We start from the raw sequence: 20424 nt of genomic DNA, 5'->3' as shown, positions 1-20424 counted from the left end.
ACATTTCAGAAAAAAGGATTTTAGAAGGTGTAACTCATGCTGACGGAAACATTGCGGCCTGGTTCTGCGTAACGATCCAGACCACTGTTAGTAGCGGACAGGCCATCAACATCGTTCAGGTTCCAGTACTGCTTGTCGGTGATATTGAACAGACCGGCGCGCAGGGTCAGATCTTCGCTGACGTTGTAATAGGCGGTCATATCAACAGTACCGTAACCGGCCGGGTTGAATTGGTTATCTTCGGTAATACCTTCAACATCGGAATCGCTTTTACCTTTCACCAGTGTCCAGGCCATTTCGCCACCCCAGATATCAGAAGGAGCGTCGTAGCCGAGGCCAATAACGGCAGTCAGTGGTGCTACGGAATTCAGGTTTTCACCAGTGTCTTTGTTTTCACCTTCTGCCCAGGCCAGGGAGCCTCGCAGTGTGGTGCCTTCCGGAGCATTGATGGCATCATCCAGCCAGAGATCACCACGCAGTTCGATACCTTTGATATCAACCTTGCTGACGTTCATGTTCTGGACAATGTCGTTACCGTTGGCAGAGTTGGTACCGACGATTTCTTCCTGAATGAAGTTTTTGTACTTGTTGATGAAGGTGGCGACTTCAAAGCTACCCATCTGGTAGTTTCCACGCAGACCAACCTCGAAAGAGTTACTCTCTTCAGGCTTCAGGTCCGGGTTGGCTTTAATATCTGCGCCGGATTTGCTGGTTCCGTAATACATGTCCATGTAATCAGGAGCCTTGAAGCCCTGGCTGAACTGAGCAAATGCGGACAGGGTATCGGTCATTTTATAGACCGTGCCAATACGGCCGGTAACCTTGTCACCTTCACTTTTTGTTGCGTCTGTTTTCTGCCCCGGAGCTGAGCTGTCAAACATTGTGCCATCCGGGTCAAAAGAGAACTCGTCGTAACGAATACCGGCGGTAATGTTCAGGCGATCAGTCAGCTGCACATCATCCTGCAGGAACAGACCAAGCTTTTTCGCGGTTGTTTCCGGCACGTAACGCTTATCAATCGGATCGCTGCCTTCAGTAGGGCGATACTCCCAGCTGTCGTTATCAACTTTGGAATGGCTGGCGTTCAGACCATAAACCAGATTGTGCTCAAGGCCTGCAAACGTCACGGCTTTGTTGAACTGAGCACCCAGCTGAATACCTTTCTCTTCGTAGCTGTAGACTTTCTCACGGTAGTGCCCGTTGCTGCGTGGCTGATGGGTCACCATTTCGGTTTCACTCTGCTGCAGATCAACCTGCCAGTCCAGAGAATCAAACAGAGCCAGATCAGCTTCCCACTGGTGCTCGAAGCCTACACGGTAACGTTTGGCAGTATCTTTACCGGTTGGATCAATGGAAATCATGTCCATGATGCCGCCGGTCTTGAATTCCACATCGGTGACAGCATCAAAGACTTCACCGGTGAAACCAATGCGATGGTCGTCGTTAATCTGGTATTGGGCTTTGGTCAACAGGCTGTTGAGGCTGCTTTCGGATGGATTGGCCTGGCCGCGATCGCTGCCTTTCACATTGCGACCACCATTGGTGTCGGTCTCTTTGTTATCCCGACGGGTGTGAATCATCATGGTTTCCAGCTTGCCGGAACGGTTAGCCAGACTGATGGTTTCGGTAAAGCCTTCGTTAACACTGGCATAACCGGCTTTTACAGAGGCATGACTGTCATCACCTGATGATTTCAGCAGGTCAGCCGGATCTTTGGTTTCAAAGGCGACCATACCGGCAATAGCATCGCTGCCGTAGAGGCTGGATGCAGGGCCTTTAACAATCTCAACGGCTTTCAGAGCTTCCGGGTCAACAAAGTTACGGGTTGCGCTGATAAATTCATTACCGGCACCTTCCATGCTGAAGCTTTGTGGCAGATCCATGCCATCGACAGCGACCTTGACGTTATTGCCGGACATACCACGGATAGTGAAGCCACTCATGCCACCACGAAAACCTTCACCAACCTGAACACCCGGCTCATAGCGCACCAGATCACGAATGTTCTGTACCATCTGATCTTCCATCTGTGCGCTGTCGATGACAGAGACAGCGCCAGCAACATCTTTCAGCTGCTTTTCAGTACGGGTTGCGGAAACAGTTACCTGATTCAGCATGGTCGCAGAGGTGTTCTGGACAGGCTGCTCCGCCCAGGCTGTTGAAGCCGACATAACGGCCAGAGCGAGTAAAGAAAGGCTCCGAGGCTTGGGAAGAGACATGTGTGGGTATTCCTGTATACGACGGTGGTTATGAGTGGTGTTTGTGAGAATGGTTCGCAATATACAGACGCAAATGGGAATGATTATTGATTGAGATCAAATGCAAATCATTCTTATTTGTAGTTTGCTGTGAATTTGCTCTTTAAGTGCGAGGTAGGTCGTGGCTGAGGTTTGGAGGCAAAGGTGGTCGTGTGACTTATATCTGTAGTTATGTCGATAGTTAATATGTGTCGGCTATGATGAAATCACTCCCCTCACTCTCCTTTCTGAGGTTGACCCGATGCCGGGCATAGAAACGACAGGGGTGCGACAGGCTCTACAAGGGTTTGCGGCACTGATAATTATTATGACCGGGATAAAACTGGGCAGTACCCTGATTATCCCTCTGCTGCTGTCGGCATTGTTGACCCTGCTGGCCAATCCTGTTGTCAGCTTTCTGCACCGGTTCCGTGTTCCCCGGATTATCGGCATTGTGATCACACTGGTCGGGTTTTTAGTGTTCGCCATGTTCTTTTTGGGGAATGTTGTCAGCACCGTAAAAGAGTTCACAGCGGCACTGCCGGGTTATCTTGAGCAATTGATGGGAACCCTGGCCGAAACCCAGGCTTACCTGGCCAGCAAAGGCATTCCTGTTGATTTGCACTCTGCTACAGAGTCGTTTGATACGACCGCTATGATCGGTCCGCTGACAGATATGATTGGTACGGTGGGTACCACCATGAGTTTCACTCTGCTGATTTTGATTGCCACCGTTTTTATGCTGCTGGAAACACCGCTGCTGCCGGGCAAGCTGCGTACGGCACTGTCTTCACCAGATCATGAGCTGCAGAGTATTCGTCGCTTCCTGCGTTCATTTAACCGCTATGTGGCGCTGAAAACCCTGATCAGTCTGGTCACGGGTTTGCTGGTTGGCACCATGCTGTGGGCAAAGGGTGTGAACTTCTATGTACTGTGGGGGCTGGTGGCCTTCCTGCTGAACTTTATTCCCAGCGTAGGTTCTATTGTTGCTGCAATTCCCGGTGTTCTGATGGCCTTGCTGCAGTTTGGCTTCGGCGATGCCATGCTGATTATGACGGGTTATCTGGCGATTAACGTCACCATCGGTAATGTGATTGAACCCAATGTGATGGGTCATGGTTTGGGGCTTTCACCACTAGTGGTATTGCTGTCGTTAATCTTCTGGGGCTGGCTGCTGGGCCCGGTTGGTATGCTGCTGGCGGTTCCGTTAACCATGTTTATCAAGATTATGATGGAATCCTCTGAGCGCTGGCATGATGCTGCGATCCTGCTGGGGCCTGATGGCAGAGAGTCATAAACGCACTCTTTTTGCATAGAGATATTTTAGCCGGGTACACGCCCGGCTTTTAACTAATAAATCCCTCTCATTCCTTTCTGATTTTTCCTGCCTTGTACCCTGTTATGAAAACCGATAGCTTCAGGGGAGGTCGCAGTTTCCACAACCTGACAACTGGCGTCAGCGAGACTCACGAGGTTTTCCGGCTTGTTGTCCTGAGAATAAGAAAGGGAAAATCCGATGATCTATGCCAACCCCGGCCAGTCCGGCTCCGTTGTTTCCTTCAAATCCCGTTATGAGAACTTTATTGGTGGCGAGTGGGTGCCGCCGGTAAAAGGGCAATACTTTAAAAACACGACACCGGTTACCGGTGAAGTGATTTGTGAAGTCCCTCGTTCCACAGTAGAAGATATTGATCTTGCGCTCGATGCTGCCCATGCCGCCAAGTCTGCATGGGGCAAGACCTCTGTTGCTGAACGTTCCAACGCCCTGTTACGCATTGCCGATCGTATTGAGCAGAACCTCGAACAGCTGGCCGTGGCGGAAACCTGGGATAACGGCAAAGCCGTTCGGGAAACTCTGGCGGCCGATATTCCTCTGGCGGTTGATCACTTCCGCTACTTTGCCGGCTGTATTCGGGCGCAGGATGGCGGCGCAGCAGATATTGATGCGAATACAGTGTCGTATCACTTCCATGAACCGTTAGGCGTCGTCGGTCAGATTATTCCCTGGAATTTCCCGATGCTGATGGCGGCCTGGAAACTGGCACCCGCTCTTGCTGCCGGTAACTGTGTCGTGCTTAAGCCTGCGGAGCAAACACCGGCTTCTATTCTGGTGATGATGGAACTGGTGGCTGACCTGTTGCCGCCGGGTGTCGTTAATATTGTGAATGGTTATGGGCCTGAAGCTGGTGAGGCGCTGGCAACCAGTAAACGTATTGCCAAGATCGCCTTTACCGGCTCAACGCCTGTGGGCTCTCATATCCTCAAGTGTGCTGCGGATAATATTATTCCGTCCACTGTTGAGTTGGGTGGTAAGTCTCCCAATATCTATTTTGAAGATGTTATGCGTCAGGAAGATGCTTACCTGAGCAAGTGCGTCGAAGGTACTGTTCTGGCCTTCTTTAATCAGGGGGAGGTGTGTACCTGTCCTTCACGAGCCTTGATTCAGGAATCCATATACGACGAGTTTATCTCGCTGGTGGTCGATCGTGCTCAGCAGATCACACGGGGTAATCCTCTGGATACTGATGTACAGGTCGGTGCTCAGGCGTCCCGTGAACAGTTCGACAAGATCATGAGCTATCTGGAAATCGGTCGTAAGGAAGGTGTGCAGTTCCTGACCGGCGGCAGCGCTGAGAAGCTGGGCAGTGACTTTGATAATGGCTTCTATATTCAGCCGACTCTGATGAAGGGCACCAATGATATGCGGGTGTTCCAGGAGGAGATCTTCGGGCCGGTTGTCGGTGTAACCACCTTTAAGGATGAATCCGAAGCACTGCAGATTGCCAATGCTACCGAGTTTGGCCTGGGAGCTGGTGTCTGGACGCGGGATATCAATCTGGCCTACCGGATGGGGCGTAATATTGAAGCCGGTCGGGTATGGACCAACTGTTATCACGCTTATCCTGCGCATGCAGCCTTTGGCGGTTATAAGAAGTCTGGCGTTGGTCGTGAGACACATAAGATGGCGTTGGAACATTACCAGCAAACCAAGAACCTGCTGGTCAGCTACGATGTGAATCCGCTTGGGTTCTTTTGATGTCTCACCTTTAATGGATCAATAGCCCGCATTTGTTTGCGGGCTTTTTTGAATATGTCTATTCCACTTCTAGTCATCTTCATGCGGCTTCCCGCTATTCCAGAACAGAAATAAAACCCATTACTCTAAAAAGAACTCTCTCAATTCTGCTCGCCAGGCACCGGTTGTTTGGTGTCAGGGTATCAAGTTTCTGGATAGGTAATAGTGGCAGTGAACAACTATTGCACAGCGATTCATGGTGAGATTCTTCAGATCATCGGCAATTACTACACCATTTATGCCGGGGTGAGGCAGCAGGGTGTCAGTAGTGGTCTGTTTTCCCATAAAGACGGTATGACTCTGGATGTGCTGCAGACCAGTATGCCTGTTGCCTTACCGCTGGAAGTCAGTGGTCAATATTTTAATAAACGCGACAGAAACCTTAACCGGCTGCTTAATGGCGATGTGCCGTTTGTTTATGACCACTCCTGCCGACGCTCAGAAGACAGAAACACTGCCCGTATGCTGCAGCTGAAGTTTGCTCTGGCCATTCCTGTAACCTGTGATACCAATCCAAACTACACCTACGCGGTTATCTTTTATTGTAAAGGCGTGACCCGGATGATTCTGGAAGAGCTTATTGTCAGCTATCGGCACCGCTTGCAGTGTCTGGCCAACGGGCTGTTTCAGAACTGGCAACAGGCTCATGGTCATGATTTTAATATCTTCCATTCCCGTTCTGTATTCTGCCAGCGTGCCTTGCAGGTTGCGCAATCTCTGGCCGACGGCAACTCAACCCGAGAGACAGCTTCCAACCTCTGCATCACTGAGTCCGGTGTTCGTTACCATCTTGATCAGCTGGGCAGAAAGCTCTCTGCAACTAATCGCAGCCATATGTTGATTGAGCTGATGAGAAAAGGCGTCATTCACTGACGTTTGTAAAGTTTGATGACAAAGCGTTGGGTTTTGACGGCATCCTGAGCTTTTTGACTAGCGTTTTTGACATCAGAACAAGGCGACCTCAGCCGGATAATGACAAGAAAGAGAACCATGTGTTCTTCATCTTATCCTGAGATCCATTGGGGATTGCCGCTTGAAACGTTTGGATGATGGGGTTTCTGTAGACGAACCCAGACTAGACCGTCGTAACCTGTTGAAGCTTGGCGTGGCTGGCACTGCAGCGGCTTTAGCCAGCGCAGTACCTGTTCCAGCCTCTGCCAGTATCATCCGTGATGACGGGTTTGGTGTTGTTTTCCATGATTCCTTCCCTCAGGAAGTCAGCCCGGACTACAAGCGCTTTAACCAGTACAACACCATCTTCAAGAGTGACCGTCGCCGCGGTATTCCGGCCATGAAACCGATCTGGGACAACGATCGTCCAGGCTTTACCGGGTCTGACTATGCGATGAGTCTTGCGGCCAGCACGTTGTGGCAGACGGGCAAGCGGATGGGGCCTCAGAGCATGAACGCCATCTACGAGCCTGGCAAGTTCAGCCTGCCAACGCCACACAAGTTCCCGGATGCTGCGACGGCTCACGCACAGATCAAACGTGTAGCCCGTATGTTTGGTGCCAATGTTGTGGGTATTACTCGTCGCGATGAGCGTTGGGATTACTCCCATGTTGTGGATCCGCTCAATGAGAAAAAGGTCACGCCATGGGAAGAGCATTACAAAGGCTTTAACCCGAAAACCGTTATTGTTGTCGGTACTGAGATGGATTACGAGGCGCTGGCCGCAGCACCCAGCCAGACTGCCGACGCAACCATGCTCAATGCTTACTCTGAGCTGACCTACATCGTTATGCACCTGGCCCGTTACTTCTCTTATATGGGTTACCGTGCGATTCCTTCTGTTAACGATGTCGCCATGAACGTCCCTTACGCGATTGCTGCCGGTCTGGGGGAAAGTAACCGGATGGGTATGCTGCAGAACTACCACTACGGTACCCGTCTGCGTATCGCGAAAGTGCATATTGAGCTGGAACTGGATGAGTACTACGACAAGCCAGTGACGTTTGGTATCGAGAGCTTTTGTGCCAACTGTCTGCACTGTGCTGATAACTGCCCATCCAAGTCTATCTCCCGGGATGACCGTCCAAGCATCTTTACTGCGGAAGATGTAAAGGATATGCCGTTTATTAATCCGGGCGTAAGAAAGTGGCATCTCAATGGGCAGAAGTGTCATGACTATTGGATTGAGTCCGGCTCCACCTGCGGCACCTGTCTGGCAACCTGCCCTTATAACAAGCCGAGCTTCTGGCATCACCGCCTGATTGACCGGGTGAATACCATGATTCCAGGTCCGCTGCATAAAGTGATGGCAGAAATGGATCTCTGGCACGGCTACGGCAATATGTTCGATGAAAAGGCACCGGCGGTGTTCTGGGATCCGAAAGGACGCTCTTACAACGGTCTGCTGAAGGATTATTAATATGTCAGGTTTAGCGATTTTTACCGGTGTTGAAGTGATGTTCTACTGGCTGGGCGTCCTGAGTCTGGCTTGTGTGCAGGGACTGGTCTGGCTGCGTTGGAAGATGCAGTCCAGCTGGGTGTCTCTGGCGGTACTCGCTGCTGGTATGGGAACCATGCTCTTCGCAGCGGCATGGGCCATCAGCTCCATTCTGGAGAAGGAACCACAGTCGGCTTCCATGAGTATGATTGTCATTATGCTCCCTGGTTTAGTACTAACGACACTGGGAGGACGACTGGCCTGGAAATAACATCTCAATAAGGCAGGGGAAGCCTTCATCCAATATCTGCGCCCCTCAGTGCCGGCTGGCACTGAGGGGCTTTTCAACAAATGGCTATCTGCCCGCTCATACTGCCTCCCTCGCATTACCTCCATCAGAACGCCTTCCAAGGTTATTTTCTGTCAATCAACAGATTCTATGATTTGTATCTATGGAATTTCTGATGTGCAGCAACTTAACCTAAAAAGGTTTTAGGTGTATTTGAGAATGTTGGTGTTTTGCATCTCTCAGCAAGACATTGAAGGGTAGTGGTGATGATTATCGGATCGCATTGCACTGCAACAGTGGATGAAATTACACGGTTGTTGGGCGCTTATTATACGATTTATGCCGGTGTTAAACAGTCAGGGATAGAGAATGGTCTGTTCACCCGACAGGATGGAATGAAGCTGGATGTGTTGTCTACCAATATGCCCACGATCCTTCCTATGGAGCAGAGTGGGCAGTATATCAACCGTCGCGACGCTAACCTGCATCGGATGCTGAATACCTGTGAGCCGTTTATTTATGATCATACCTGCCGAAGCGTGATCGATGGCTCTGTCTCCAGAATGCTGAACCTTACATTTGCCATGGCCGTTCCGGTGACCTACGAGGATTATCCAAACCATAAATTTGTGGTGATGTTCTATTGCACGGAACCCTCAAAAATCATTCTGGAGGAATTACTGTTCAGCTGTAGAGACAAGGTTCAGTATGTTGCCAATAGCCTATTTATGCAGTGGCAGCAGCAAAATGGCCAGAGCTTCAATATTTTCCACAGTCGAGCAGTGTTTTGTGGCCGCGCGATTGAAGTCGCGCAGTCACTGGCCGATGGCTTCAGCACCAAAGAGACGGCACAAAAGCTTTTCCTAAGTGAATCTGGTGTTCGTTATCATATCGATAATGTTGGTAAAAAAATGATGACACGAAACCGCGGACACCTGATGGCGGAGTTGATCAGAAAAGGTGTTATTGTCTAGGGTCTGTTGACGTTTGATGATACGACTCAGTGAAACTGTAAACGACTTATCGTTAGGAAGGCTTGTGAAAATCGTAGTTGCCCTACATTAAACAAGCCTGACGCAGCGAGAAGCCGTTTACAGCCTCACCCGAAGGGCTTTTCCGAGAGTTTCCATGGCGTCGTTGCAGTGATTTGAAAGAGAACCACTATTCCTGCATCACTGCGTCTAGCCCTGAAAGCCCTCGGAAAAGCTGAGTGCGATCAGCAAACGTCAACAGACCCTAATAGACAAAACATTACAGAAAGCGGAAGAAAGTCGTCGCTTTCACTGGTAATTTTACTAGCCGAGTCTTCCTCAAACGCCCAGATAATATTCGGAAAAACGACAGCGGGCTTTGTGCTCCGGTCAGAATTTTACCGAGGATGACGGCTTGAAAGGCTTTGAGGAAAACACGTCGGCGACAGAGCCAATGCTTGGGCGTCGCAGTCTGTTAAAACTGGGTATGGCGGGTACCGCAGCGGCTCTGGCCAGTGCTGTACCTGTTCCTGCGTCTGCTTCTGCCAATGTGCGTGATGATGGTTTTGGTGTCGTATTTCATGATGATTTCCCGCAGGACATCAGCCCGGACTACAAGCGCTTTGACCAGAGCCAAACCATGTTTAATAGACATGCCCGGGAAGGTGTTCCTTACTATAAAGCCATCTGGGATGACAGCCGCCCGGGCTTTTCCGGCTCCGACTATGCCATGAACAAGGCTTCTGCCACGCTGTACCATAGGAAGCAAGGTATTCCGGATTACAGCATGGACACGGTTTATGTTCCCAATGAACTCAGTTTGCCCACGCCTTACAAGTTTCCGGATGCGGCAACAGCCCATGCCCAGATCAAGCGTGTGGCTCGCCACTTCGGTGCCAATGTCGTCGGTATTACCCGCCGGGATGAACGCTGGGATTACTCTCATGTGCTTAAGCCCAACAGCGTATCCGAAACCTTGCCATGGGATGAAGCCTACCCGGATTTCAAACCAAAAACGGTTGTTGTTCTTGGGTGGGAAATGGAGTACGAAGCACTGGCGACAGCCCCCAGCCAGATTGCCGATGCTACAGCCTTTAACGCTTACTCCGGGCTGACTTACGTGACCATGCACCTGGCCCGTTACTTTAACTATATGGGTTATAAAGCTGTTCCCGCTGTTAATGGCACGGGGCTGAACGTCCCTTACGCGATGGCCGCCGGTTTGGGGGAAAGCAACCGGATGGGGATGCTGCAAAACTACCATTACGGTACTCGTCTGCGTGTGGCCCGTGTTTATACCGATCTGGAACTGGATGAGTATTACGATAAGCCGGTAACGTTTGGTATTGAAAGCTTCTGTGCCAACTGCCTGCACTGTGCTGATAACTGTCCATCCAAGTCTATCTCCCGTGATGATCGTCCATCGATGTATACCGCGGAAGATGTTAAGGACAAGCCATATATTAATCCGGGGGTGCGGAAGTGGCACCTTGATGGCGAGAAGTGCCATGCCTATTGGATTGAGTCCGGTACATCCTGCGGCACCTGCCTGGCAACCTGTCCGTATAACAAGCCAAATTTCTGGCATCACCGTTTGATTGACCGGGTCAACACGGTACTGCCTGGTCCGCTGCACAAGCTGATGGCGGAAATGGACTTGTGGCATGGCTACGGCAATATGTTTGATGAGAAAGCACCGGCAGTTTTCTGGGATCCAAAAGGGCGTTCCTACAACGGCTTGATGAAGGATTATTGATATGTCAGGTTTAGCGATTTTTACCGGTGTTGAAGTGATGTTCTACTGGCTGGGCGTTCTGAGTCTGGCTTGTGTGCAGGGGCTGGTCTGGCTGCGTTGGAAACTGCAGTCCAGCTGGATTTCTCTGGTGGTATTGGCGGCAGGTATGGGAACCATGCTGTTTGCAGCAGCCTGGGCGATTAGCTCTATTCTTGAGAAAGAGCCACAGTCGGCCTCCATGAGCATGATGGTCATCATGCTGCCAGGTTTGGTACTGGCGACTCTGGGCGGGCGACTGGCCTGGAAGTAACTCTCTGATGGTTAATCTCTGACACTATTGTCTGGTGTCAGCGTGCCCTAAGCCGGCAGTCAGTTATCATGGAACTGGCTGCCGGTTTGTCAGCTTTCTCTATCCCCTTTTCTCCCGTTGTAGCTATGACCTCAGTAACTCCTACCTCTCCGGAAACCGAAACTTCCGGCAATGCGGAACAGCTCTTTTACCAGGGCGTTGAAAAATTAAGCCAGAACCTGCTGGATGAAGCCCAGGTCGCACTGGAGTCCTCTTATAAACTCAACCCGTCTAACAGTGGTACGCCGTTTAACCTGGCGATCTGCTATGTGCGTAAAGGCATGTACCAGGCGGCGCTTGAGTTTTTTGAGAAAACCATTGAGCTGGAGCCTGAGTTAACCGTGGCTTACTTCAATGCGGGCAAAACCGCCTTTTTGATGGGCAGCCATGAAGAGGCTGTCATCTACTTTGAGCGTTCCCTGAAGGGCGATATGCCTGAAGGTCAGGTGCTGCCGGCCAAAGGTATTGCACTGCACAGCTGTGGCCGTATGGCGGAAGCTCTGGAGGATTTCAACCGGGCGCTGGAGCTGGAAGAGAGCACTGTGTGTCTGCTCTATCGGGCCAAGAGTAAAATGATGATGCATGATTTCGCTGGTGCTCTGACGGATATCGAAAGACTCGAAGAGTTGGGCGAAGTAAATGCCGAAACTCTGGTTGTACGTTTTATGTCTCTCAAGCAAATGCAGCGGAACTGGGAAGCGCTGGAGGCTTTTGAGCAGTTGGAAGCCATTGATCCGGAAGCCGGTAAGCAGTTCAGTATCAGTCTGGCTGAAGATCTGGAAGAGGCCAGAAAGAACATCAACCTGATTGTGAAGCACTAACAGAATTTCGGACTCTGTTGCCCTTTGGGAATGAAGGGCAGCAGGGTACGATAAATAATAAGCAACACTTTTCGTTCATATCTTCTCTGAATAGTTGTGTTATGTATTTGAACCCCGGCCTGTTAGGTCGGTAGAATGCTCGTGCCTTCTATAAAAATAATAACGGCTTAATAATCAGATTGTGCAGTTCTGGTTTAACAACACATATAAAAGAGACGTAATAAGTCATGGAAGCTGCAACCTCTCAACCGACTGCTCCGCAGGCACAGGTGCATCACCATCAGTTTGAATTTACTGGTAAGGCCGGTGAGTTTTTCAAAATCTGGATTGTTAATATTCTGCTGACCATTGTCACACTGGGCATTTATTCCGCCTGGGCCAAGGTGCGTACCAATCGCTATTTTTATGGTTCTACAAAAGTGGCAGGCTCTGCATTCAGTTACTTGGCAGACCCGATTCAGATCCTGAAAGGGCGTCTGATTGCCATGGCCTTTCTGATTGCGTTGTCTCTCTCTATTGAATTCAGCCCTGCGTTGTATGGCATTCTTATTCTGGTTCTGCTGGTTGCGACACCCTGGATTATTGCCCGCGGTATTTCCTTTAATGCCCGTATGAGTGCCTGGCGTAATGTACGCTTCAACAGCAAGGTGACCATGGGCGGTGTATTTCTTCACTTTATGGTTCTGCCACTTGTCGTACCTTTTACCATGGGTCTTGCTGCTCCCTGGGTGGTCCAGGAGCAGAAAAAGTATCTGGTGAAAAATTACGAGTTTGGTAATGAAACTTTCGAGCCGACATTTACCACCGGCGATTTCTACAGCCTCTATCTCAAGGCTTTTGGCCTGATGATTCTGGCTGGCCTTAGCTTTCTGATTCCTGTTGCCGGAGTGCTGATTGCTCCGCTGTTATACCTCAGTGCCATTGCTCTGATTTCTGTGGGCCAGTTCAACCTGATCTATGGCAAGAGCAAGCTGGCAGGTGTGCAGTTCGAGGCTTCCATGGAAACACTGCCGTTTATGTGGATCTACTTCACCAACCTGCTGGTGATTGCTCTGACTCTGGGGCTGGGAGCACCCTGGGCTATGGTGCGTATGGCCAAACACCGTGCCGATTGTCTGATTATGATCGCCGATGATTCTCTGGACAGCTTTACCGATCATCAGCAGGAGCAGCAGTCCGCTCTGGGTGAAGAGATGGGTGATGTCTTTGATGTCGCTGCGGGGCTCTGATGACTACTCAGGCGTCAGCGGTTCTGAAGGGGATTTATTATCCCGCAGGCAGCAGCCGTGCTGAACCTGCTGAGATCATGGTGGATACCTATGGTTTGATTCACCCGGCTGTTAGCAGTAAACATCTGGGTATCCCCCGCTGTGGCATGACCGAGATGAAAATCTCGACTCGGGTCGGCTCAACGCCAAGGCAACTACGTTTTCCAGATGGCAGTCTGTTTGAAACGGAAGACAATGATGCTGTTGATCAGGTTCTGCCACCCGGAGGTTCCGGTTGGTTTGAGGGCGTTATTCATAAGCTGGAATCCAAGGCACGGCATGTATTGATTTCTGCTGCGGTGATCTTCGGGTTTATTTATCTGTTTATGGTGTATGTCGTACCTGATGCCTCCCGTAGAGTTGCCATGTCACTGCCGCCCAGTGTTGCTGTCTCCGTTGGGGAGGGCACACTGGATCTGCTGGATGATTTTGCATTCGATCCCAGTCGTTTATCTGCAGAACGTAAGGCTGAACTGAGGCAGCAGCTACAGGAGCTGGCTGCAGCATCTGGTTCAGAGTTTACATACCGGCTGGAATTTCGCAGCAGCCCTGAGATCGGCGCCAATGCCTTTGCTCTGCCTGACGGCACGTTGGTGCTGATGGATGGGCTCGAAGAGTTGGCAGAGAATGATCAGCAAATCATGGCGGTGATGTCCCACGAGATCGGGCACGTTGTACATCGGCATGGCTTACGTCAGGCTCTGCAGCGTTCCGGCCTGTCGGTCATGCTCATTCTGGTGACGGGTGATATCGTTTCTGCCACCAATCTGGCTGCAGCCATTCCAGCCTTCCTGCTGGAAAGCCATTATTCTCGAGAGATGGAAACCGAGGCTGATGATTATGCCCTGCAGCATATGCAGAAGGTTGGCCTTGAGCCGGTTCACTTTGCCAATATTATGAGACTGTTGGCCGCATCCCATGGTCAGGATGATGAAGACGGTATGCCTGGATTTCTCTCTACCCACCCGATGATGGAAGAACGCATAGAGCGTTTTGAACCGTAATTTCTGTGCTCGTATAAAATGCCCACGCGGGAAAAAAGGGATGTTTCCCGCGAGACTAGTAAACTTCATGCGAGTCTCTTCATAATTGTGGATAGAGGATTGGTTTATTGTTTACTTAAAGGTTGCAATGTATGAACAGCATGAACCGGCAATGCACCACTTGATATCGCGAGATTTAAGGCGGTACTTACACCTTCTAGATAGCGAACAGATCTTTTCTTATTAAATTGTGCTGGAATTTGCTGATAAGTTGAAATAGCCTGATCGCTACTTAAATAGGTGTGCAAAGGAAAACCCTCATCGACGAGCTTGGATCGAACTCCCTTTATAACTTGTCCTGGTATAGTGTACCACGAAGGTTGATAACTCGCAGTCAGTGCTGGACTAACAGTTTCTATCACAATAAAAAGACATAAAGGGTTTTCAGCTAGACGATTAAGTATCACTCTGCCCTCTTCAGGAGTGTAAAAAGATAACAGTTTATCGATAACGCATATGAAATACTTATCAGTCGGTAAATTATCTATCCAACTCTGAGATTTCACATCGTCCATTAAATTCAAGGAGATGTTTTTTGGGAAGTCGGACTCGATGCTTGCAAAATTTATTTTTAAATGGGCTATGTTGTCAAGATTGAAATCATGGACCTCACTAACTTTTCCAGCTAGATCTATGTATGGCATCATCAATCCTGTGTTTAGAAAAACTAGTGAAAGCTCTTCTTTTCCTGCCAGTTCGCCGGGGTTTGCTAAAGATGGAAGATCTGTGCTTTGATCAATAAGATCACTCAATACTTTGGAGTAGTAATTGTATTGAACTCTGGCAAAAACTGCAGCGTATGTAAGATCTCGCTCACCTTTTTCTTGCTCATATCGTTCTATAAAAGCTCGAATGTTATCGAATTTTTTTAAATAGGATATTAGTCGGATATCCATTTGTAATGATGGATGTTTTGGAATATCCCATCCTTTAGGTTCCCTGATATAGGCGATATAACCCATTAGCTGAAATAGTTCATGGGGATTCCCCTGTATACTTCTAAGAGTTCTTTGTCCAAAGGATTGATCTCTTGCAAGAGATCGGTTTCTGGCAAGTGTATCTTTTGGGAGTGAATAAAATTTTTGGAGTGTACCGGGGGATTCGCCTTGGCCAGGTTCATCGCCTGGGACAAATTCTAGAACGCTACCAACAGGAGTACCATATACTGACGCTCTTGGTGTCTGGAACACTAGATCTGCATATGGATCCTCCTGAAAAAAATCATCAACAAGTTCCGGGTTGTTCGCAACAGCGAACCTTGTTGGAAGATTTACGCAAAATTGTAAGCAGCCCGTTATATTATGCACACAGCTGGTAAAGAAACGCTGCGACATTGATTGTTGAGGTTGTTGAGGAGAATCTTCGCGAGTTGTTATTCTTCGGGATGACCCTAAGGCTGGTTGATCCGTCAAGGGTTCATAATCGGTAGAGTCCAGAGGCGAGTTTGATCCTGGATGTGGCCTACGTAATACGACGTCAGGAGCTGTACGGTATTCTTCTTCAACAGGTTGTACGATGGCGGATGGCGGGTTTGACCCTTCATCCGGCGGTGTCGCTTCAGGTGGATTGAACATTGCCTATAGACCCATTAAAAGTGTCAAATGGAATGGGTGGTGTAAGTACGCTGATGTGATCAGTGTGCTGGTTGATTAGCAGCTTTGGCGTTTTGAAAGTAATATATTAATCCCATAGTAAATAGGCCTGAGCATAACTTCTGGAATCTTGTGGTTTTTAAATATTTTGGGTGGGTTTGCCAGTGTATCGACCTCTGTTTGGAATAAATTCTGAAGGTTGGTTTTATCATTGTAATCAAATGCTGTTTCAAAAATGACATCTGTCTCTTGGGAGATGGTTAGATTTATTGTTTTATGTGAATAGCTTTTTTTATTCTCTTTATTGTTTTTTTCGAGTGAAGGATTATTTATTAAAAACTGAATTCTTGTTAAAAGGCTGTCGCTATGAAAGTCTTGATAGCTTTCCTGAAACCATTGGGAACATTGTTCGCTGATATAGTAAATTTCAGTCAGTGGCTTCCTGAAAACCTGCTTTACCGGAAGATGGCAAAGCTGACTGTATTCAAAATTCGACCATTCGCCGTCATTTGGGGTGCAATAAACAACTTCTTTCTGGTCATCCAGACGGTTGTTGATATGTTCCGATATATCCATACAAAGAAAACTTAGTTTTTGCATGGAGTTCGCATCTGAAAGTTCAGAGTCGCATAGGTGCCTGTATATATCTTCTGTTATATAGGGCACACACTCCTGCCATGTTGTAGGGCATAGAAGACCATCGTGCGAATCACGAAGTTGATCAGAAATCACAAAAGAGTATTTTTCCACAATATCATTGTAGGAACTGATGCTATTAACACTTTCGTGCAAGAACATGGTGAGTCTCCCCAGTCCATAAATCAGACTGATATGGGTAACTTTGCTGCAAAAATAACACTGCAGTAAAGTGCAGCTTAAGAGTCTTGTCCAGCATGCGCTTTACAGTGTTGTATGCTGTAGGCGTGCAAATTTTCTACGATTAATATCTGTGTCAATTGTTCTATCAATTTCTTCATGAATATCACTGATTACTTTTTTTGATTGCTCAATTTTTCTGTTGCTTTCATCGATAAGCGCTTGAAGACTTTCAATCTCTCGTTGGTTAGCTTGCCTGTCTCTCTCTGATTTTGTTTTCTGACGTAAGCGGGCAGTATGAAGTTTTTCCTGTTGTTGCAATTCGCCCTCTAAACCTTCTAATGTCCTCTGTTCCGCAGTGAGTCGTCCAGCGTAGGATGGTTGTGCCTCTCTTAGGTCATGTTCTTTGAGGCGACTCCTTTTTTGGGAATGTTGGAAAAACAGCTCATTCCTCGCCACACAAAAGAAAGCACCGGGAACCCTTGAATCACACTTTGTTTTCAGTTCCTTCAACAATTCAGCAGTGAGCTGATCTTTGTTCGCATCGGGTTTAGCCTTGGTCACAACATCGCTGATGAGCTCATCAATAACTTGATCTTCCGGTGGTGATTTGTAGTCCAGGAACCAGCGGATGTCTTTCCAGAGTTCTATGAATTTTTGTTTTTCGGATAGGTCTGGATTCTGTAAACGCATGGCTATTCGCGATTTGCGAAGCGCGTCTGCTTGCGAATCGCTTAGGGTAATAGCATTGCCCCAATCCACAAAGACAGGCCTTCCGTCGTCAAGTTTCATGATATTTCCAGGGTGGGTATCCCCGTGCATGAAGCCTGCGGCCTGCATAAGTTGATTCCATGCCAGCTCTGCCTGGTTTATAAGTTCCATAGCTTCTATATAGGAGCCATCCTCGTAGATCTGTCTTGCATTCGGGCCGGGAATATACTCTGTCACCAACATATTGCTGTCGCTGTAGTCGTCGTAAACAGCAGGTACATAACAGTTCAGGTTGAGTTCTCTGATAAGGGTACTTGCCAGTTGCATATTGGCCGATTCAATACTCAAGTCGCACTCTTTCAAGTACATGTAGAAGAATTCAGACAGCGCATCTTCTATACCGATCATCGGGGAATCACCGGAAGATATCAGGGTAATGAGCGACCTTAAAGCGTTGAGATCTGTATCGAGCTGTTTATAGGCGCCAGGTTTGACAATCTTGACTACGACAGAGGCTCCGTTCCGTGCAAGGGTTGCCCTGTAGACCTGGGCAACACTGCCGCAAGCCAGAGGATCCTGTTCAAAACTGCTAAAGACCTCATCAAAAGTGAGATGCTGTCGGGACAGAGCCTCATCAATTGACGGTCTCATAACAGAAAAGGGTAGAGGGGTGACACTATCGCTGAGTTTAGAGATTTCGTCCTGCATATCCCTTGGAATATGACCAGTCATGGACAGAGTCTGCATCAGTTTTATTGCCATAATGCCGATCTCTTCAATCTTGGCACGTATCTCGGTGATGTCAGGCTCTTGTGAGGTTTTGTACTTTATGGCTGTTGGTACAAGTTTGAATGTTTTCCATAACGTTTGTGCCATGCCTTTTGCCACACCCCATGTGGAGCGATCCGGTGCAGTATAAGACTCGTCTACCTTCATAAACCCTGTTGATAACAGGTGTTGTCTGGTTCTATCTCCTTTTTTGTATAGGCCTGCCCAATGTTGATCATCTTCTCTATGCCGTAGAAGGGGAGAAGGGGCACTGGGGGAGCCTTCGGAGCCAGCAGGGCTGATAGCCAGATTAGCAAAACTTATAGGTACTGAATCGAATGTTGGTGGTGAAAAAGGAGGGACTTTCACTGGTGGTGGGCCGCCAGACTTACCTCCGCCATTCATCGCAAAAGAGGGAGAGATATACAGCGCAGAAATTACAACAACGCCTTTGATAAAGTTCCGCATACCATGAGTTGTTTTCATGTGTTCAGCCCATGCTAATTTTTGGAACTGGCCGATACGCTGGCCCCGTACGTTATCTCTGCTTGCCCTGAACGACCACAACAGCAAGAAAAACAAGCCGGCACGATACTGTTTCTTTGCGGTCTGGGTGGAGACGGTGGTGGGTAGACATAAGTGGAAGTCATAGGTGTTATGGGCTCGGAGGCTGCAGCGGACAGAGGTAGCGTAAGAGGAGCAATATCGTCCCGCTCAGGAAACATCATCATATAGCTGTTGGTACAGCTTCCGCTAAAACAGACGGTGGCACTCAGCTCGAATGGGAACTTCCCGTTGTACAGGGTTACCTGAATATCATTGACACCTTCGAGACTTATCTCTTCGTTATCGGATTCAGGTCTTAGTTTGACCGTTATCTGGCTGGAAGGTGGCTCTGTACTGTGCTCATTTACCCTGTAGCCTGCCAGTTTCAAGGGGATTGAAGTAAGATCCTGAAACATTAACTTTTCAGCTGGTCGAAAGTCTTCTGAGGTTTGTGGGTCGACAGGCTTCAGTAAAATGTTTTCCCAAGTACGGGAGGACGCCGTGGTAAAGCCAGCCATAAGCTGAACAACTGCAGGCCCTCTTTCTTCCTGTTCTTCCTGACTTATTTCTTTAGGTTTGATCTTCTCAAAGGTTTTTTCATGGCTTGGTATGTAAGGCACTAGCAAAGCCATAGGTAGCAACTCTGGGGTGATATGCATTGGCGGCTGTGTATTGTATTCATCGTGGAGAGCATAAAGCTGCTCAGAGGAGATAGTGCCTTTCCTTAATAAATGTTGTTCGTAACGACTAAGCATCGTCATTTCCCACTGAATATCACCATTATCGACTTCTTGAGAAAGCGCAAAGTGTGCTGAGGGTGAAACTCGGGTTTTGCTATACACGCGGAGGTAGATGGAATCAGGAAGCTCACCAAACGGTGTGATAACTGCAATGGCTGGAGGAACACTGAAAATTAAAATGAGTACTAGAGTCTTATGTTTAAAATTAAGGAAATAATCTATCGCCAAGTATATTGCCCGGTATATTGATTTTTCCTGCATCGTGACTGCGCTCATTTAAAAATCACGACAAGTCTAGACTAATGATTCCGATTTCAAGCTTTTTGATCAGCCAATTTTCAAATTGGATTCTAATGGGATCATCGTCCAGATAAATCCATCCGTTATTGCAAAAACACCGTTAAATTCACAGGGTGTTAAAATTTTTCGGGTTTTAACTGTTATAGAAAAACGTCTTTTGTCGTTTTTTATAAAGACGTTCTGAAGAGAGGCATCAAGGAAGTCAAACTGGCATCGAGTTATCGGGTAAAGCATTTTGTACAGCGACTCTTTGGCGCTGAAAACCAGAGCAAACCATTCGCTGAAGTTAAGCTCCAATGGACGATAGGTGTGTTCCCTGTTGGTGAGAACCATATCTGCCAGATCGACAGCACGTTCCTGTGTTGGCACCTGTTCAATATCAATTCCGAGACTGCTATAGGACGTGTTATGGCTCACGATAGCAACGGCCAGCCCGGAGCAGTGGCTGATAGAACCGGTAAAACCCTCTGGCCATTGAGGTGCCCGGCTTATGGTGCAGATATCTGGTATTGGCAGAACATGATAGAGCCCAAAAGCGGCATAACAATTCTGAACGCAGACGCGGCCTGCATAGAATTCAATTTCCCGTTTCAGCACGCACCCTTTTGGCGGGAGACAACTTGCCGGTAAACAGGATCGCAGGAATTGACGATCATTTTCCGTATAAGAAAATTCCACCGCGTGAATATAGGCATGGGGAATGTCTGGCAGTGGTGGTTTCATTTTCTTTCCAGAGAAACAATAACAAATGTTTTTTAACGGACTACTTTGGA

17 protein-coding genes are annotated in these 20424 nt (G+C 48.4%); 11 read left to right on the top strand and 6 right to left on the bottom strand.

Going from position 1 to position 20424, the window contains the following annotated elements; genetic code table 11:
* Positions 1-20: 20 nt before the first annotated feature.
* The gene (locus EHSB41UT_RS04660) at positions 21-2219 is read right to left on the bottom strand and encodes a TonB-dependent hemoglobin/transferrin/lactoferrin family receptor (RefSeq protein WP_087107303.1); all 2199 of its coding nucleotides are present in this window, start codon (positions 2217-2219) and stop codon (positions 21-23) included.
* A gap of 280 nt (positions 2220-2499) precedes the next feature.
* Between EHSB41UT_RS04660 and EHSB41UT_RS04655 the strand changes: the two genes are divergently transcribed.
* The 11 genes from EHSB41UT_RS04655 (at position 2500) to EHSB41UT_RS04605 (ending at position 14139) form a co-directional block, all read left to right on the top strand.
* Complete coding sequence (locus tag EHSB41UT_RS04655) at positions 2500-3534, top strand: AI-2E family transporter (protein WP_087107301.1); 1035 nt, start codon at positions 2500-2502, stop codon at positions 3532-3534.
* Between the two features lie 219 nt (positions 3535-3753).
* Positions 3754-5274, top strand: a complete 1521-nt coding sequence (gene exaC / locus EHSB41UT_RS04650; RefSeq protein ID WP_087107299.1) for an acetaldehyde dehydrogenase ExaC — start codon at positions 3754-3756, stop codon at positions 5272-5274.
* A gap of 204 nt (positions 5275-5478) precedes the next feature.
* Positions 5479-6186 carry a LuxR C-terminal-related transcriptional regulator gene (locus tag EHSB41UT_RS04645; protein ID WP_087107297.1) on the top strand — a complete coding sequence of 236 codons (708 nt, stop codon included), beginning with the start codon at positions 5479-5481 and terminating at the stop codon, positions 6184-6186.
* 160 nt (positions 6187-6346) lie between these two features.
* Complete coding sequence (locus EHSB41UT_RS04640; RefSeq protein ID WP_133060391.1) at positions 6347-7684, top strand: reductive dehalogenase; 1338 nt, start codon at positions 6347-6349, stop codon at positions 7682-7684.
* A gap of 1 nt (position 7685) precedes the next feature.
* On the top strand, positions 7686-7973 hold the full coding sequence (locus EHSB41UT_RS04635; RefSeq protein WP_087107293.1) for a hypothetical protein: 288 nt from the start codon (positions 7686-7688) through the stop codon (positions 7971-7973).
* A gap of 284 nt (positions 7974-8257) precedes the next feature.
* Positions 8258-8965 carry a helix-turn-helix domain-containing protein gene (locus EHSB41UT_RS04630; protein ID WP_087107291.1) on the top strand — a complete coding sequence of 236 codons (708 nt, stop codon included), beginning with the start codon at positions 8258-8260 and terminating at the stop codon, positions 8963-8965.
* A 412-nt stretch (positions 8966-9377) separates the two neighbouring features.
* Positions 9378-10718, top strand: coding sequence for a reductive dehalogenase (locus EHSB41UT_RS04625; RefSeq protein ID WP_133060390.1), 1341 nt, complete (start codon positions 9378-9380; stop codon positions 10716-10718).
* Between the two features lies 1 nt (position 10719).
* Complete coding sequence (locus EHSB41UT_RS04620) at positions 10720-11007, top strand: hypothetical protein (RefSeq protein ID WP_087107288.1); 288 nt, start codon at positions 10720-10722, stop codon at positions 11005-11007.
* Between the two features lie 68 nt (positions 11008-11075).
* Complete coding sequence (locus EHSB41UT_RS04615) at positions 11076-11867, top strand: tetratricopeptide repeat protein (RefSeq protein WP_087107286.1); 792 nt, start codon at positions 11076-11078, stop codon at positions 11865-11867.
* Between the two features lie 227 nt (positions 11868-12094).
* Positions 12095-13096, top strand: a complete 1002-nt coding sequence (locus tag EHSB41UT_RS04610) for a YjgN family protein (protein ID WP_087107284.1) — start codon at positions 12095-12097, stop codon at positions 13094-13096.
* The gene (locus EHSB41UT_RS04605; RefSeq protein WP_087107282.1) at positions 13096-14139 is read left to right on the top strand and encodes a M48 family metallopeptidase; all 1044 of its coding nucleotides are present in this window, start codon (positions 13096-13098) and stop codon (positions 14137-14139) included. Before EHSB41UT_RS04610 ends, EHSB41UT_RS04605 begins: the two co-directional genes overlap by 1 nt.
* Positions 14140-14243: 104 nt before the next feature.
* On the opposite strand, the gene EHSB41UT_RS24430 is transcribed toward EHSB41UT_RS04605, so the two are convergent.
* From EHSB41UT_RS24430 to EHSB41UT_RS04580, 5 genes are all read right to left on the bottom strand, one after another.
* Positions 14244-15752: a hypothetical protein gene (locus EHSB41UT_RS24430; RefSeq protein ID WP_133060389.1), complete on the bottom strand. Its 1509-nt coding sequence runs from the start codon at positions 15750-15752 to the stop codon at positions 14244-14246.
* 75 nt (positions 15753-15827) lie between these two features.
* Positions 15828-16568 carry a hypothetical protein gene (locus tag EHSB41UT_RS04595; protein WP_087107279.1) on the bottom strand — a complete coding sequence of 247 codons (741 nt, stop codon included), beginning with the start codon at positions 16566-16568 and terminating at the stop codon, positions 15828-15830.
* Between the two features lie 102 nt (positions 16569-16670).
* Positions 16671-18551: an AarF/UbiB family protein gene (locus EHSB41UT_RS04590; protein WP_087107277.1), complete on the bottom strand. Its 1881-nt coding sequence runs from the start codon at positions 18549-18551 to the stop codon at positions 16671-16673.
* Positions 18552-18565: 14 nt separating this feature from the next.
* Positions 18566-19627 (bottom strand): hypothetical protein, encoded by a 1062-nt coding sequence (locus EHSB41UT_RS24425; protein ID WP_133060388.1) that lies wholly within the window; start codon positions 19625-19627, stop codon positions 18566-18568.
* 51 nt (positions 19628-19678) lie between these two features.
* Positions 19679-20374: a 4'-phosphopantetheinyl transferase family protein gene (locus EHSB41UT_RS04580; RefSeq protein ID WP_087107273.1), complete on the bottom strand. Its 696-nt coding sequence runs from the start codon at positions 20372-20374 to the stop codon at positions 19679-19681.
* Positions 20375-20424 lie beyond the last annotated feature (50 nt).

It is taken from the genome of Parendozoicomonas haliclonae (assembly GCF_900174585.1).
Taxonomy (GTDB): Bacteria; Pseudomonadota; Gammaproteobacteria; order Pseudomonadales; family Endozoicomonadaceae; genus Sansalvadorimonas; species Sansalvadorimonas haliclonae.
Note: the sequence above shows the minus strand (reverse complement) of the source record. Positions and strands in the feature narration are given on the sequence as shown.

Bases quoted from the DNA above. Each gene is read 5' to 3' on its own strand.
- EHSB41UT_RS04615 (WP_087107286.1), top strand. From the start codon at position 11,076: ATGGAACTGGCTGCCGGTTTGTCAGCTTTCTCTATCCCCTTTTCTCCC.
- EHSB41UT_RS24430 (WP_133060389.1), bottom strand. From the start codon at position 15,752: ATGTTCAATCCACCTGAAGCGACACCGCCGGATGAAGGGTCAAACCCG.
- EHSB41UT_RS04620 (WP_087107288.1), top strand. From the start codon at position 10,720: ATGTCAGGTTTAGCGATTTTTACCGGTGTTGAAGTGATGTTCTACTGG.
- EHSB41UT_RS04655 (WP_087107301.1), top strand. From the start codon at position 2,500: ATGCCGGGCATAGAAACGACAGGGGTGCGACAGGCTCTACAAGGGTTT.
- EHSB41UT_RS04605 (WP_087107282.1), top strand. From the start codon at position 13,096: ATGACTACTCAGGCGTCAGCGGTTCTGAAGGGGATTTATTATCCCGCA.
- EHSB41UT_RS04635 (WP_087107293.1), top strand. From the start codon at position 7,686: ATGTCAGGTTTAGCGATTTTTACCGGTGTTGAAGTGATGTTCTACTGG.
- EHSB41UT_RS04590 (WP_087107277.1), bottom strand. From the start codon at position 18,551: ATGAAAACAACTCATGGTATGCGGAACTTTATCAAAGGCGTTGTTGTA.
- EHSB41UT_RS04660 (WP_087107303.1), bottom strand. From the start codon at position 2,219: ATGTCTCTTCCCAAGCCTCGGAGCCTTTCTTTACTCGCTCTGGCCGTT.
- EHSB41UT_RS04630 (WP_087107291.1), top strand. From the start codon at position 8,258: ATGATTATCGGATCGCATTGCACTGCAACAGTGGATGAAATTACACGG.
- EHSB41UT_RS04580 (WP_087107273.1), bottom strand. From the start codon at position 20,374: ATGAAACCACCACTGCCAGACATTCCCCATGCCTATATTCACGCGGTG.
- exaC (WP_087107299.1), top strand. From the start codon at position 3,754: ATGATCTATGCCAACCCCGGCCAGTCCGGCTCCGTTGTTTCCTTCAAA.
- EHSB41UT_RS04610 (WP_087107284.1), top strand. From the start codon at position 12,095: ATGGAAGCTGCAACCTCTCAACCGACTGCTCCGCAGGCACAGGTGCAT.
- EHSB41UT_RS24425 (WP_133060388.1), bottom strand. From the start codon at position 19,627: ATGAGCGCAGTCACGATGCAGGAAAAATCAATATACCGGGCAATATAC.
- EHSB41UT_RS04595 (WP_087107279.1), bottom strand. From the start codon at position 16,568: ATGTTCTTGCACGAAAGTGTTAATAGCATCAGTTCCTACAATGATATT.